Source organism: Nocardia sp. NPDC051990 (genome assembly GCF_040680755.1).
In the GTDB taxonomy this organism is placed as follows: domain Bacteria; phylum Actinomycetota; class Actinomycetes; order Mycobacteriales; family Mycobacteriaceae; genus Nocardia.
In genome coordinates, this window is sequence record NZ_JBFAXH010000003.1 from 222,706 (window position 1) to 237,829 (window position 15,124).

Here is a 15,124-nt window from a genome sequence, read left to right on the forward strand (position 1 = left end):
TCGCGCGCGAACTCCACCACATCTTCGAACAAGCCGAGCATTTCCGGAACTACTTTCTAGCGTTGTCGTTACATCTCACCCACCCCGTGCGCGTCAGCTACCTCAGCTCGACACCCACCGGCAGTAACTCATCCAACAGCACGATCTCGGCCGATTCGGGCACCACGACCTCGGCGGGTATGCCCTGCTCGAGCACCACGGCCCGCAGCTCCGTCAGCCGGGCCGTATCGATGGCGGCCAGCGCGGCCCGATCGGCGATCAGATGCGTCACCCACTCCTCGGCGAGCGAGGCACCCAGGTCGTCCGCACTCGGCACCACGTTTTTGGGCACCACGATCAGACTGGCCCCGGTCGCACCGGCGCTCACCACCTCGAGCAGCGTCGCCACCGAATCGGACCGGCCGTGCTGGAAGGTGCGCGATTCGAAGGTCAGACCGGTGCGAACTCGCAGGCGATCGGCCGCGGTGGCCAGCTCGTCGTAGCTCATCCGCACCCCGGTCGCGGCAATGACGAGAGCCGGATCGGCCCCGCTGAGCACCGCGATCCGATTCGCGTGGTTGACCGGTCGCGGTGACTGCGCGGCGATTTCGGCGCTGATCGCCGGATCATCGAGCCGCAGCCATTCGACGCCGTCACCGATAGGGCTCGCACCGGTGGTCAACCCGATCCGCACCGTTGGCTCATCCGGGATCGCAACCTCGTCCGCGGGCAGCAGTACCAGCGCCGCACCCGCCTCGAGCACCGCCCACGCGGCCACCACCCAGTCGACACCGCGGTCCAGCCGGATCGCCACACCGGTCCCCGACCCGCAACCGCGCCCGATCAGCACCCTGGCCAGCCGCGACGATCTGGCATCGAGTTCGCGGTAGGGCACTTCCGCCGCGCCCCACACCAGTGCGGGCGCGTCCGGATCGTCCTCCACCGCCGCGGTCAGCAGGTGGGTCAGCTCGGTGCCGTCCGTGGCCGCCGCGCTGGCATCGGTCACGGTGGGGACCAGATCCCGCTCGTCGACAATATCGATACCGCCGATGCGCACGCCCGGATCGGCGATCACCGCGGTCAGAATGCACTCCAGCATGCGCCCGAGCCCACGCACCGTCGATTCGTCGAAAAGATCTGTGGCGTAGGTGAATACGGTGACAAGCTCGTCCGGCGTCCCGTCCGCCCGCAGCCGCGGTTCGACGACCACCTGCAGATCGAACTTGGCGACGACATCGCCCGCGTCCAAGGCCGCGACCGTCAGTCCCGGCAGTTCCAGACTCGGCCGTTCGAGATTCTCGAAGGCGAGCATGACCTGGAACAGCGGCCGCCCCGGGGAGATCACCTCGACCACCCGCTCGAACGGCAGATCCGCATGGGCGAATGCCGCCAGATCCGTCGCCCGCGTCTGCTCGACCAACTCGCCGAATGCCATGCCACGCTCGACCGACGTACGCAGCGTCAGCGTATTGACGAACATGCCGACCAGCTCGTCCAACGCCCGCTGACCACGTCCGGCGATCGGCGTGCCGATGGCGATATCCGAACCACCCGACAGCCGGGCCAGCAGCACGGCGAGCGCCGCGTGTACCACCATGAACAGCGAGGATCGATGCTCACGCGCGATCCGCACCAGGCCCTCGTGCACCTCGGCGGGCACGGTCCAGCCGACCGATGCCCCACGGCCCGTCGGCGCTACCGGGCGTTGCCGATCCAGCGGCAGCACCGGTGCGCTCGACAGTCCGGCCAGCTGCTCGCGCCAGTACGCCAATTGCCCTGCGGCCACCGAGTTCTCATCGTCATCGGTGCCGATCACCGCGCGCTGCCAGAGTGCGAAATCCGCGTACTGCACCGGAAGCGGCGACCAGCCTGGGGCCACACCGGCGACGCGGGCAAGATAGGCGGTCACCAGATCTCGGGCCAATGGCGCGAGCGAGGCGCCGTCGGCCGAAATGTGGTGCACCACAACAACGAGCACATACCCGTCGCCGGTGGCATCGCTCAATAGCCGGGCCCGCACCGGAACCTGTTCGGTCACCTCGAATCCGGCCGACACCAGCTCGACGACCCGACCCAGCACATCCGTGGTGGTCTCGACCTCGAGTCCATCGGGCAGCACCTCGGCGGTGGGCAGAATCTCCTGATACGCCTGCCCACCGGTACCCGCCGTCGGGAACCGGGTGCGCAGCGCCTCGTGCCGCACCAGCACATCCTCGACGGCCCTGCGCAGCGCCGCGACATCGAGCGCGCCGGTCAACCGAATCGCGAACGGCAGGTTGTATGCCGGGGATTGCGGATCGATGCGGTTGAGCACCCACATCCGTTGCTGGGCAAGGGAAAGCGGCACCAACTCCGGGCGCTCGGTTCGCGTCAGCGGTAGGCGCGCGGCGGCCGTCCGGCCCGCCCCCGGGATGATTCCGGCCGCGAGTGCGGCGACGGTCGAGGTCTCGAACAGATCGCGCACCGCGACATTCGTAAAGAGCGCATCGTTGATCCGTGCGACGACCCGGGTGGCCTGCAGCGAATTGCCGCCGAGTGCGAAGTAGTCGTCATCGAGGCCGACCCGCTCGATACCCAGCACCTCGGCGAAGACGGCGGCGACGATCTCCTGCGTCGGAGTGATGGGGGCGCGGAACTCGCGTGCCGCGAAGGTGGGCTCGGGCAATGCCTTGCGATCCAGCTTGCCGCTGGTATTCAGCGGGAAGGCGTCCAGCACCACAATGGCGGCCGGAATCATATACGCCGGAAGCACTTCGGCCACCGCAGTCCGCAATTGCTGCGGGTCGATCTGTTGTCCCGGCCGCGGCACCACATATCCGACCAGCTGGTCACCGGTCGCCGACGGCGCGACCAGCGCCGCCGCTTGGCTGACGGTGGGCTGGGCGAGTAGTGCCGTTTCGATTTCGCCGAGTTCGATGCGCTGGCCGCGGAACTTCACCTGGAAGTCGCTGCGGCCCACGTACTCCAACCGGTGCGGGTCCGCGCGCCAGACGACGAGATCTCCGGTGCGATACATCCGCGCACCGGCGGTGAACGGGTCGGCGACGAACCGATCCGCCGTCAGATCCGGCCGGGCGACATACCCGCGCGCCAACTGCGCCCCGGCCAAATACAGCTCACCGACCACCCCGGCGGGCACCGGCCGCAGTCGCGAATCCAGTACGTAGACTCGCGAATTCCACTGCGGCAGACCGATCGGCACGGTGGTCTGCTCGATCGCCTCCGCACGCCATGCGGTAATCGACACCGCCGCCTCGGTCGGTCCGTACAGGTTGTACACGGCCGCATCCGATACCGCACGCAGCGCGGTCACCGTCTCCGGTGGCAGCGCCTCACCGATGACGAAGACATCGCGCAGTGTCGGGCAGGACCCGGGCGTCAGATGAGTGGCGAATACCGTCAGCATGGACGGCACGAAGTCGGTGACGGTGACCCGTTGCGCGGCAATCGTTTCCGCTAGATAGGCCGGATCGCGGTGACCTTCCGACGTGGCGACTACCAGCTTCGCACCTGCGCGCAGCGGCATGAAGTATCCCCACAGGGATACATCGAATGTGGTGGCGGTCTTCTGCAGATACACATCATCGGGACCGAGCGGGTAGTGCGCAAGCATCCACTCGATCTGGTTATTGATGGCCGCATGGGTGACCGCCACACCTTTCGGGCGACCGGTGGAGCCCGAGGTGAAGATGACGTAGGCGGGATTGTCCAGCGAAACCGGCCGTAGCAATTCCGTCGGCGGCACCGGATCCCCCGAGAATACCGTCAGCTCAACGGTATCCAGGAACACCACCGGCGTAGCGTCCGAAACCGCAACCGCATCGGCGGTCGTGGTCAGCACGCAGACCGGTGCGGCGGTATCGAGGATATGCGCGATCCGCTCCGCTGGATGATCCGGATCCAACGGCACATACGCACCGCCGGCCGTCACAATCGCATACATGCCGACGACCAGGTCGATCGAACGCCGAACCGCCAGTCCCACCAGGGCTTCCGCACCGACGCCGCGCTGGATCAACAGCCGAGCGAGCCGGTTGACTCGCTCGTCGAATTCGCGATACGTGAGTTCGGTTCCCTCGTAGGCCACCGCGACCGCATCCGGATGCGCCGCCACCGCACGGCGATAGTCGTCGAGCAGCAGCTCCGCGACGACCGGATGCCCGGTGTCGTTCCAGTCCCGCAGCATCCGCTGCCGCTCCGCGGGCGCGAGCAACTCGAGCTCCCCCACCACCCGGTGCGGATCCTCGGCAACCGCCGCGAGCACCCGATGCAGACGCTGCGCGAAACCGGCCACCGTCGCCTCGTCGAAAAGGTCGGTGGCATAGGTGAACGATGCCGCGAGACCGTTCGCCACCCCATGATCCTCGCGCGGTACCACGGTCAGCTCGAGATCGAACTTCGCCTGCACCACACCCAGATCGATACCGGAAACAGTGAGGCCGGGCAGCTCCAGCTCGGGCCGGTCCATGTTCTGGAAGGTCAGCATCACCTGGAACAGCGGATGCCGGGCCATCGAACGCACCGGATCGAGCAGCTCGACCAGTCGCTCGAACGGCACATCCGCATGTCCGAAGGCCGCAACATCGGCCCGTCGGAAGTTACGCAGCAAATCGTCGAACGATAGTTCGGGGTCGACCTCGCCGCGCAGCACCAGCGTATTGACGAACATTCCGATCACATTGTCGAGTGCGGCGTCCCCACGCCCGGCAACAGGGGTGCCGATGGCGATATCGGTGGTTCCGGCCAGCCTGGACAGCAGCACCGCGAGCGCGGCGTGCACCACCATGAACAGCGTCGAATGATGTTCGCGGGCAATCCGTTCGAGCACCGTATGCACCTCGGCATCGACCTCGAAGGCGAAGACGGCACCGCGACTGGACAGCACCGCAGGACGCGGCCGATCGGTGGGCAGGGCCAATTGCTCCGGCAATCCGGACAATTCGGCGCGCCAGAATGAGATCTGTTGTGCCAGTAGCGATTCCGTGTCGTCTTCCGCGCCCAGCACCGTCCGCTGCCAGATCGCGTAATCGGCATACTGCACCTCGAGCGGCTGCCACTGCGGCCGCGCACCACCCGACCGAATCGAATAGGCGGACATCAAATCCCGTGCCAGCGGCCCCATGGAGAACCCGTCGGCCGCGATGTGGTGCACGACGCACACCAGCACCTGCTCGGCCGCGCCCAGCCGTACCAGGCGCAGCCGGATCGGCGGCGCGACAGCGACATCGAATCCGGCGACCGCCGCGGCGATGACCAGCTCAGGCAACTCGGCCGCACTCGCGGACACGATATCGAGCTCCGGCACCGCACGGACGTCATCGATCGGCAATACGACCTGGCTGCCCTCGCCATCTATTTCCGGATACACCGTCCGCAGCACCTCGTGCCGCGCCACCAGATCACGCGCCGCCGCGTGCAACGCCTCCATATCGAGCACGCCGGACAAACGCACCGCCAGCGGGATGTTGTTGACACCGCTGGTCGGATCGAAGCGGTTCAGGAACCACATGCGCTGCTGTGCGTACGAGAGCGGAATCCGATCCGGGCGCGGCTGCGCACTCAGGGCCTGCCCGGCCGCGGCACCGATCTGCGCCGCCACCCGCTGCGCGAGTTCGGCGACACCGGGTGCCTCGAATACCAGCTGCACCGGCACCCGCGTATCCAGCGCGGTACCAATACGCGCGGCGGCCTGTGCGGCCAGCAGCGAGTTGCCGCCCAGTGCGAAGAAATCGTCATCGGCACCGACATCCCCACCGTCGGAGAGCAATAGCGCCGCGTATACCTCGGCGACGACCTGCTCCGCCCGCGTGGACGGCGCACGGAACTCACGCGCCTCGAAAACCGGATCGGGCAGCGCGGTCTGATCCAGCTTGCCCACCGGCGTCAACGGCAGTTCGTCGAGCACCACAATGGCCGTTGGCACCATGTACTTGGGCAGCTTTCGCTCCAGCGAGGCCACGAGTTCGGCGGTATCCACGACGGCATCGGCGCGTGGCAGCACATACGAGACGAGCGCGGTTGTGCCAGAGGGCAATGTCTTACCGAGCGTGGCCGCGAAGTCCACATCCGGATGCGCGGTGAGCGCATTATCGATCTCGCCGAGTTCGATGCGCAGACCGCGGATCTTGACCTGGAAATCGGACCGGCCCAGATATTCCAGCACACCGGTTTCATTGCGCCGCACCAGATCTCCGGTCCGGTAGAGCCGCGCACCTGGCGCACCGGCCTCCGCACCGAACGGGCTGGCGACGAATCTTTCCGCAGTCAGCCCGGGACGTCCGAGATAGCCCTGCGCCAGCGCGGGTCCGGCCAGATACAACTCGCCGACGACACCCGAGGGCACCGGCCGCAAGCGCGAATCGAGCACAAACGCCCCGACCCCGGCGACGGTGCCACCGAGGGTGACCGGTGCGCCGGGCGCCATGTGGCCGGTCGTGACCATGACCGTGACCTCGGTCGGGCCATAGGCATTGAATACGGCCCGCCCGTCCCGAGCCCAGCGCTCGACAAGTTCGGCACCGAGCTTGTCACCACCGGCCACCACGACCCGCAGTTCGTCCAGCCCGGCCGGATCGACCGATTCCAGCGCACCCGGGGTGATGAGCAGATGGGTAACCCGTTCTCGGCGTAACAGATCCGCGAGCTCGGCACCGCCGAAAACCGTCGGCGGCGAGATCACCAGCGTCGCGCCCACCGAGAACGTGAACAGCAGCTCCATCAGCGAGAAGTCGAAGCTCGGCGAACTCAGATGCGTCACTCGCGCGTCAGCGGTCAGCGCATACCGCTGCCCGACCGCGGCCAACCCGGCCAATCCCGCGTGCGTCACCACGACGCCCTTCGGCCGCCCGGTGGAACCGGAGGTGTAGATGACATAGGCCGGATGCCGCTCGTCCAGCCGCCGCACCCGATCGGCATACGATATCGGTCGCTCCGGTTGCGCGGCGATCCGCGCGGCCACCGCGGGATCATCGAGCTCGACCCAGTCGACCGATGTACCCGAATCAACCGATGTACCCGAATCGACCGATGCACGCAGCGTTGCCCGATGCACCGCGGTGGTCAGGCCGAGCACAGCGCCGGAGTCCGACACCATGTGCGCGATTCGCTGCGCGGGATAGGCCGGATCGATCGGGACATAGGCGGCACCCGTCTTCGCGATCGCCCACACCGCGAGGACCGACTCGAGCGAGCGAGCCAGCGCGGTAGCGACAATGTCGCCGGGTCCGATACCCCGCGCAATCAATTCTCTGGCCAGCCGCGAGGACGCCTCGTCGAACTCGCGATAGGTCAGCTCGCGCTGGTCGGCCGGAGCGCCGGTCGGGTTCCAGCGAACCGCCACCGCATCGGCGGCGGATTCGACGGCGCTGGTGAGTAGCTGTCCGAAGTGTGGGGCGCCGGTCCGGCGCCGACGGTTGGTCCGAACAGACTGACGCACGCTATCCATTGGAACCATTAGCCTTTCACATCGAACATATGGCAGGGTCGAATCGCGGAATTCCGCCGCCGCATTCGCACCTGCGCAACGCAATCGGGTAAATCGTATTGCAGAGAGAGCTAACTGTCCGCGAATCGCGGAGGCGCGGTGCTACCTTCGAATCCGTTGTGACGCAAGCCCTCAAACTTCTGGGACACTGATCGTTCAGCATTCGTCCCATGTTGTCCACTCGAGCCGTGCACTTACTCGAGCTACAGCCAACCTCGCCTGGTCGCCTGTACACCCGCCTGGAACCGGGTGCTCGCGCCGAGCCGCTCCAGTAGCCGCGCGGTCCGCCGGACCACGGTTCGACGGGACATGCCGAGGCGGCGCGCAATGGTGTCATCGGTCGCACCCAGGCCCATCAGGGTCAGAATCGCCTTGTCCCGCTCGTCGAGTTCGTCGGCGGCCGGATTCACCGAAATCGGCGCCGCCAGCGACCACAGCACATCGAAGGTCTTGACCAGCAACCGCAATCCGGGCGATCCGGTGATGCGCAAACCCATCGGATCCGGACGGCGCTCGTCCACGTGCAGGACCAGGCTCGCCCGCTCGTCATCGCTGATGATCAGCTTGAACGGCGGCTGGGGCAGCGTGCGCGCCTTGGCCCCACTGGCATTGGTGGACAGCGCGTACCGCAACCTTTCGGCATCCTGGTAGATGGTGTCCTGATAGAGCGTCTGGTATCGGATGCCGTCGCCGATCCGAGAGCGCTTGAGCAAGAACAGCTGTCGCTCACGTTCCGGATCGCTGAGATAGGGGCCGCGCTCGATCATCTTGACACTGTTGCGGGCCGAGGTCTGGACCTCCTCGAAATCAGCGAGTATCTCCAGGCGTTCGAATACCGGCACGATCGCGCCATTGCTGCGCGGTGAGCGGCGCACCGATCGGAACGTCTCGCTCAATCGCGCTGCCGCGGCGTGCATCTGGTTGATCTCGTGCTGCCTGCGCCGCGCCTCGGCCTCGGATAGCGATTCGGGGGCATGCGCGTCCCAGATGGCCTCGCCATCGGTGGACAGCTGGCTGACCGCGGCCTGCAGATCGGTCAATACCTCGAGCGATGCGGCGGCGATCTCCATCGAGACGCCCAGATAAGCGGCGACCTCGGCCAGGCTGGACCGCGGATGATGCACCAGCACGGCGTAGGTGCGCCCATGCGGCGATCCAGGCTCGAAGATATCGCCCAGCGCAGTCACGATTGCGCCTCGCTGACGCTCGGCTCTGTTGTACCTACGGGACACGCGGTGTCGATGGTTCGCTCGGCCGTGTTGATGGTTCGCTCGCTGGGCTCACTCACGACTGCGCCTCGCCGGCGCTCGGCTCCGCCATGACCGAGCGATGCTCGGCTGTGTCGATGATTCGCTCGCTCACGGGAAACGAGCCTAACGACCGTGCGGTCCCCACGGGGCCTTTGTGGCCGTCGAAATATCAAGCCGCGCAAGAAAATCAGTGCGCCGACGGGCCCCACTGCAGCGGCACACCCTTGGCCGCCAGATATGGCATCGGGTCGACCTTGTTGCCCGCCTGATCCCAGATCTCCAGGTGCAGATGCGGTCCGGTCGAATTGCCGCGGTTGCCGACGGTAGCGATGACATCGCCCGCGTTCACCCGCTGTCCCGCCTGCGCGAACATCTCGTTGACGTGGCCGTAGACCGCTATGGTGCCGTCGTCCTGCTTGACCCGCACCCACAGACCGAAGCCGGAGGCCGGGCCCGCCTCGATGACGGTGCCGCTGCTCACCGAGTGGATCGGCGCGCCGATCTGATCGGAGAAGTCGAGGCCGTAGTGGAATTCGCCCCAGCGCGAACCGAATCCGGAGCTGATCGCACCGGCGACCGGGCGCACGGCGGGTGCCGGTGCGAGCTTCTGCTGCGCGTCCTTGAGGACCTGTTCGACCTGGGCCAGCGGGCCCGCGATCTCCGGCGGCAGATTGCTGATGCCGAACGGATTGGCGACCAGGTCCGCGATCGGCGCGGCCACCGGGGTGGCGACGGCCTGCGCGGCTTCGACTACCGGGGTCGCCGCCTTGACCTCTTCGACAGGTAGCTCCGCCGTGCCCTTGAAGGTCATGGGCGCGGCGGCTTCCTCGTCCCCGTCGTGCGCACCCGGCAGGAGCGGGGCGGCAATGGCAGGCGCGACCTGGGCTGCGGTGCCGATGAGGGCGCCAGCGGCAACCGCGACACCGGCCGCGACCTTCATCCGGTCGGTAGTCGACGGCTCGGCGCGATGCCGCGTCGGCCGCCCCGCAATGCCGTCACCGATGAGGCTCATGACGGTTATGGAATTGGGGCTTACCCGATGGTGCGACAAAGCTGGTCCTTGCGCTCGACCTACACTGGCTCAACGGATTCCGAGGTTTGTTACGTTTCGGTGTCCGTTGTGACGGGAACTCTACCCGGTCGTGATCATTCCGCAACCTTTCCTACCGAAGTCCCCGTTTAATGCCTGGTCAGAAACGCGGGTCGACCGCACAGAACACTTTCGAGCGACCGGCAAGCAATCACTAGCGGCAACCCATGCGCCACACTGAGACCGTGATCCTCAACGAGTTGAGCGCTCCGATCGTGCTGGCGCCCATGGCGGGCGGGCCGTCCACGCCCGAATTGACGGCGGCGGTTTCCGCGGCGGGCGGGCTGGGCCTGCTCGCCGCCGGATATCTGACCGCGACCGATACGGCGGCGCGACTCGCGGCCACCCGCGAACTCACCACCGCGCCATTCGGCATCAACCTGTTCACTCCGGGTCCCGCCACCGCGCCCGAGGGTTTTGCCGATTACCTGGCCGAGTTGGGGCGCACCCACGAGGTCGGCACGCCGAAGTACGACACCGACGAATGGGACGCCAAGCTGGAGCTGCTGGTCGATGCGCCGGTCGCGGTGGTCACCTTCACCTTCGGCTGCCCGAGCGCCGCCGAGGTCGCTCGATTGCACGCGGTCGGTTCGGAGGCGTGGGTAACGGTCACCTCGGCCGCCGAGGCCCGCATCGCGGTCGAGGCGGGCGCCGATGTACTGATCGCCCAAGGCGCGGAGGCGGGCGGGCATCGCGCCACCTTCATCGATCGCGTCGAGGATGACGCCACCGATCCGCTGAGCTTGCTCGCACTGCTGCAGATCCTCGGCGCGACCGTCGACCGACCGATCGTGGCAACCGGCGGCATCACGACCGGCGCCGGGATCGCTGCGGCACTCGCGGCCGGTGCGGCGGCCGTGCAACTCGGAACCGTCTTCCTGCGCTCGCCGGAAGCGGGCACCAATGCGGTACATCGCGCCGCACTGAGCGCCGACACCCCGACCATGCTGACCCGCGCCTTCACCGGCCGCCGGGCGCGCGGCCTGCGCAATCGGTTCATGGACGAACATTCCGCGACGGCACCGGTCGCTTATCCGGAAATCCATTACGCCACAGCACCGTTGCGAGCCGCTGCCCGAGCGGCAGGCAACCCGGACGAGGTGAACATGTGGGCTGGCCAGACCCACGCACTGGCACCCGAGCTACCAGCCGGCCAACTGGTCCGCACCTTGGTAGCTGAAGCGAAAACCGCTCTGACCACAGCACTTTCGCGACGAATCCAGTCTTGTTGACAACAGTTTCCGATTAGAATCGAGGGGCATCGTTACAGCCATCCACGTCAGGAGAGCGTATGTCCCTCGATGTTCCCACCGCCCTACTCGAACGCGCCGAACGCGGCGAGGTCGACGACGCCGACTTCGTCGAGGTCGTGCGGGTCTCCCTCCCCTACGCCTGGGAGGTCGTCAGCCGGGTCGCCGGTGAGCTGCATTCCGGCACAGCCGAATTCGCCGACAATGTCGTTCCACCGCCCGACGAGGTGGCCCGTGGACAACTGCTGCGCGCCATGGCCTCCGACGCTATCCGCGGCGGCCTGGAACGCCATTTCAAAGTGAAACTCGCCTTCCAGAACTGCCATCGCGTCGCGGCCTTCCCCATCGCCGCGATCGGCGGCGAAACCTACACCACCTTCATCGGGACCCGCGCCCAACTACTGAACCAGAGCCCCGAACTCCGCAACTGCTGAGGTGGTTCGCCGATCGGCGCGGTCGAGATATCGGCCGCGCCGATTCCATCGCCGATTGGTCCAACTGGCCGCCCAACGAATCCGGACGCACCCACGTCACCACTACCGATGCTGAAGTGGTGACGCGGGGCTGTCGTTCTAGGACAGTGTGGTGACCGTGAGGTCGCCGTTGGCGTACTGGGCCCGCAGGCGCTTCTTGTCGAATTTGCCGACACTGGTCTTGGGGACTTCCCCGATGAAGGCCCACCGTTCGGGCAGTTGCCATTTGGCGAACTTTTCGGCGAGGAAGTCGCGCAGTTCTTCCGGTTCGGTCTCGGCACCGTCGGAGAGCACGATGGCAACAAGGGGACGCTCATCCCACTTCTCATCCGGCACACCGATGACCGCGGCCTCGGCGACGGCCGGATGGCCCATGACCGCATTCTCCAGATCGACCGAGGAGATCCATTCGCCGCCGGATTTGATGACATCCTTGGAGCGGTCGACCAGGGTGAGATAGCCGTTCGGGCTGATCTTGCCGACATCGCCGGTGCGCAACCAGCCATTGTCGAACTTGTCTGGCTCGATCATCGCACCGTCCGGCGAGTAGTACGACCCGGTGATCCAGGGACCGCGAACTTCCAACTCGCCCAGCGACACTCCGTCATTGGGGATCACGCTGCCGTCATCGCCGACCAGGCGCGCCTGCACACTCGCCGGGAAGCGGCCCTGGGTGAAGCGGTACTCCCATTCGTCCTCGCCGGTCGCACCGGCGGGCGGATGCGAGACGCTGCCGAGCGGGGAGGTCTCGGTCATACCCCAGGCGTGCACGATGCGAACGCCGTGCTTTTCCTCGAAGGCGCGCATCATCGACGGCGGCACCGCCGAACCGCCGACGACCACCGAGCGCAGATGCGTGATGTCCTGCGGCTTGGCGGCCAGCCCGGCGAGCACACCGCCCCAGATGGTCGGGACCGCGGCGGCGAAGGTCGGCTTTTCGGCCGCCATCATCTCCAGCAGCGGACCGGGCTGCAGGAAGCGGTCGGGCATGAGGACATTCGCACCGGACATCAGCGCCGCATACGGCAGACCCCAGGCATTGGCGTGAAACAGCGGGACGATGGCGAGCCCATAGTCGCGGTTGGAGAAGCCCATGCTGGATGGCTGGCACACCTGCATGGCGTGCAACCAGTTGGAGCGGTGCGAATACACCACGCCCTTGGGGTCACCGGTGGTGCCGGAGGTGTAACACATCGCGGCGGCGGATCGTTCGTCGATCACCGGATAGTCGAAGGTATCCGGCTGCGCGGCGAGCAATTCGGAGTAGGAGTGCACCTGTACGCCCTCGGGGGCCTGCAATGCAGCGGCATCGCCATTGGCCACGATGACGTGGCGGACGGTCTTCAGATTGGGCAGGTACTGCGCGAACATCGGCACCAGCGTGCCGTCGACGATCACCACCTGGTCCTCGGCGTGATTGGCCACGAAGACGAGCTGTTCCGGGAACAGCCGGATATTGAGCGCGTGCAGCACCGCACCCATCGCGGGTACCGCGATGTAGGCGACCATATGCTCGTTGTTGTTCCACATGAAGGTGGCGACCCGATCGCCTTCAGCAATCCCCAAGCTGCGCAACGCATGTGCCAGGCGTGCCGATTCGGCGCCGAGCTCGCGGTAGGTCATGGTGCGTACGCCGGTGCCGGTCCAGGTCGAGACGGTGGAATCGCCCATGAACGTCGATGCGTAGCGCAGCAACGTCGCCAGCGACAACGGCTCGTCCTGCATGGTGCTCAACATGGGTACTACTCCTTTTCTTCGGTGGCTACGGCGGCCTGCCTGCCATGAGCCACATCACACCCGCGGATGCTACCCAAAAGTAGGACGCGCAGCTGGGGCCGATCGCGAATACCATCGGGAGGCAGGTGTCATCACCCTGACGTCACCCCGCGACGTGGGCCGGATAGGCGTGAACGAGCGCGCTGTCGAGTTTCGGCACAGCATGGGTGAGGGTGTGCTCGGCGCCATGCGCCAAGCGGTGCGCATCGGCCAGGGTGGTGGTCGGGGCGACATCCAATTCGACATCCGCGTGCAGGCGGTGGCCGATCCAACGCATGCGCAGGCTGCGCACGCCGAGCACACCGGGTTCGCCGACCAGCGCCTGCTCGGCGGTGTTCACCAAGGCGGGCTCGACGCCATCCATCAAGCGGCGGAACACGTCGCGCGCGGCCGAGCGCAGTACCGCCAGGATCGCGATCGTAATCAACAGTCCGACAACGGGATCGGCGAGCGGGAAGCCGAGCGCGACGCCGCCCGCACCGATGAGCACCGCCAATGAGGTGAATCCGTCCGTCCGCGCATGCAATCCGTCGGCGACCAGTGCCGCCGAGCCGATGCGCCGCCCGACCCTGATCCGATACAGCGCGACGGTCTCGTTGCCGAGAAATCCGATGAGCCCCGCAGCCGCGACCCAACTCAGATGCTGGATCGGCACCGGCTCGATCAGCCTGCGCACCGCCTCGTATCCGGCGATGATCGCCGACAATGTGATCATCCCGACCACGAACAACCCGGCCAGATCCTCGGCCCGCCCGAACCCATAGGTATAGCGCCGCGTCGCCGCCCGCCGGCCGAGCGCGAATGCGATCCACAGTGGCACCGCGGTCAGCGCATCGGAGAAGTTGTGAATGGTATCCGCCGCCAACGCCACCGAGCCGGAAGCGACCACGATCAATACCTGGAGTACCGCGGTCAGCCCGAGCACCGCCAGGCTGATCTTCACCGCCCGGATCCCGATGGCACTCGACTCCAACGCATCGTCGACGCTGTCGGCTGCATCGTGACTGTGCGGCACGAAGATCTCGCGCAGCGCACCGCGCAGCCCACCCGGATGGTCGTGGTGGGGGTGGTCGTGATCATGTCCGTGATCGTGCCGATGCACCCACCCGGGGCCGTGGCTGTGTGTGCGGCCATCGGCGGTGTCATGACTGTGTCCGCGACTCCTGTCATTTCGGACTTCATCACCGCGTGCGTCCGAAATGCCCTGCCAGCGTTCGGGATTGCGTTCGTGACTCATTCCGCCACCGCCTGATCGCGAACCGGCAGTTCGCGCACGGAACCCTCGCCGCGGTGATGCGCGGGCACGCCGGGGCCCGCGTGTTCGGCGTTGTACACCGCGTCCACGACCAGCTGGCGGATGTGTTCGTTCTCCAGGCTGTAGAAGATGGTGGTTCCGGCGCGGCGGGTCCGGACCAGGCGGGCCATCCGCAGCTTGGCCAGATGCTGCGATACCGAGGGGCCCGGTTTGCCGATGTGATCGGCCAGATCGTTGACCGAGAGCTCCCGGTCGACCAGTGCCCACAGGACCTGTACGCGGGTCGAGTCGGCCAACATGCGGAAGACCTCGACGGCCAGCCCGACCAGATCCTCCGCGATCGGCGGCCGCAGCGGCAAGCTATCTGCATTCATACGCAGATAATAGAACGACGCTGCCGTCAATGAAGTGACTTCTTCGGACCGGCCCGACGGCGATACCCCCGCACGTCACCGACAGACCGGTCCGCTCCGCTTCGAACTGCCCATCGGGTTCAGCCGGTGCAACTCGTGCACGCCAGCCGACCTACCGACGAAGACCTGAATGAGACGCGACATTCCAGGCCGGT

8 protein-coding genes are annotated in these 15,124 nt (G+C 66.6%); 2 read left to right on the forward strand and 6 right to left on the reverse strand.

Annotation, left to right across the window (positions count from 1 at the left end):
• Window positions 1–97: 97 nt before the first annotated feature.
• The 3 genes from AB0L63_RS07480 to AB0L63_RS07490 form a co-directional block, all read right to left on the reverse strand.
• The gene (locus tag AB0L63_RS07480; RefSeq protein WP_364496075.1) at window positions 98–7,423 is read right to left on the reverse strand and encodes an amino acid adenylation domain-containing protein; all 7,326 of its coding nucleotides are present in this window, start codon (window positions 7,421–7,423) and stop codon (window positions 98–100) included.
• Window positions 7,424–7,665: 242 nt separating this feature from the next.
• Window positions 7,666–8,649 (reverse strand): LuxR C-terminal-related transcriptional regulator, encoded by a 984-nt coding sequence (locus AB0L63_RS07485; protein WP_364496078.1) that lies wholly within the window; start codon window positions 8,647–8,649, stop codon window positions 7,666–7,668.
• A gap of 250 nt (window positions 8,650–8,899) precedes the next feature.
• Window positions 8,900–9,724 (reverse strand): M23 family metallopeptidase, encoded by an 825-nt coding sequence (locus tag AB0L63_RS07490; protein ID WP_364496081.1) that lies wholly within the window; start codon window positions 9,722–9,724, stop codon window positions 8,900–8,902.
• A gap of 245 nt (window positions 9,725–9,969) precedes the next feature.
• Here AB0L63_RS07490 and AB0L63_RS07495 point away from each other — a divergent pair, with 245 nt between their 5' ends.
• Window positions 9,970–11,034, forward strand: a complete 1,065-nt coding sequence (locus AB0L63_RS07495; protein ID WP_364496084.1) for a nitronate monooxygenase — start codon at window positions 9,970–9,972, stop codon at window positions 11,032–11,034.
• A gap of 59 nt (window positions 11,035–11,093) precedes the next feature.
• Complete coding sequence (locus tag AB0L63_RS07500; protein ID WP_364496086.1) at window positions 11,094–11,486, forward strand: SCO5389 family protein; 393 nt, start codon at window positions 11,094–11,096, stop codon at window positions 11,484–11,486.
• Window positions 11,487–11,624: 138 nt separating this feature from the next.
• Here AB0L63_RS07500 and AB0L63_RS07505 read toward each other — a convergent pair whose 3' ends face one another.
• The 3 genes from AB0L63_RS07505 to AB0L63_RS07515 form a co-directional block, all read right to left on the reverse strand.
• Window positions 11,625–13,262, reverse strand: coding sequence for a long-chain fatty acid--CoA ligase (locus AB0L63_RS07505; RefSeq protein WP_364496089.1), 1,638 nt, complete (start codon window positions 13,260–13,262; stop codon window positions 11,625–11,627).
• A gap of 142 nt (window positions 13,263–13,404) precedes the next feature.
• Entirely contained in the window at window positions 13,405–14,538 is a 1,134-nt protein-coding gene (locus AB0L63_RS07510; protein WP_364496092.1) for a cation diffusion facilitator family transporter, read from the reverse strand.
• The gene (locus tag AB0L63_RS07515) at window positions 14,535–14,930 is read right to left on the reverse strand and encodes a metalloregulator ArsR/SmtB family transcription factor (protein WP_364496094.1); all 396 of its coding nucleotides are present in this window, start codon (window positions 14,928–14,930) and stop codon (window positions 14,535–14,537) included. Before AB0L63_RS07515 ends, AB0L63_RS07510 begins: the two co-directional genes overlap by 4 nt.
• Window positions 14,931–15,124: the final 194 nt, after the last annotated feature.